We start from the raw sequence: 651 nt of genomic DNA, 5'->3' as shown, positions 1-651 counted from the left end.
TCAAGCGCATCAGCTAAATAGGCGCCTTCTGGTGGCTGGCCTTTTGCAAAAGCCTGTTCTGGTAAATATGCATGAGGTAGATGGTCAACGCCGGTAAGCAAGCTACCAAAAGCACGTCGATTGTTACCTAAGCCGCCAACTGAAATACCGCCAAAGCCGACACCGTGATATCCGCGTTCACGGCCAATTAAACGTGTTTTTGAAGGATTGCCTTTTGCGCGATGATAAGCCAAAGCGATCTTTAATGCCGTATCGACAGACTCTGAACCTGAGTTGGTAAAAAACACATGATCCATATTCTCTGGCGAGTGCTTCACCAAGCGATCAGCAAGTTGATGTGGTAGTGGATGACTCATTTGGAAGGTCGGCGCAAAATCTAGATTTCGAATTTGCTGACTAACTGCTTGCGAAATTTGTTCGCGACCGTGCCCTGCGTTAGTACACCATAAGCCGGCGGTACCGTCTAAAATTGTACGACCATCATCAGAGGTGTAGTGCATTCCTTCTGCTGAGACGAGCATGCGTGGTTGTTTTTTGAATTGTCGATTAGCCGTGAAGGGCATCCAAAATGCATCGTTATTACCAAAGTCAGAGTTCGACATTTACAAAGCCTCTGTGTGTTATATTGAACGTCTATGAGTCGAGTTTATG

Annotated in this window: 1 protein-coding gene; it reads right to left on the bottom strand. The window is 46.2% G+C overall.

Translation table 11 applies throughout. The features are described 5' to 3' along the window. A partial coding sequence (locus tag A3738_RS01685) for an aminotransferase class III-fold pyridoxal phosphate-dependent enzyme (protein ID WP_156503884.1) occupies window positions 1-602 on the bottom strand: 602 nt, incomplete at its 3' end. Window positions 603-651 lie beyond the last annotated feature (49 nt).

Source organism: Oleiphilus sp. HI0066 (assembly GCF_001635725.1).
This window is presented reverse-complemented; position numbering and strand designations above follow the sequence as displayed.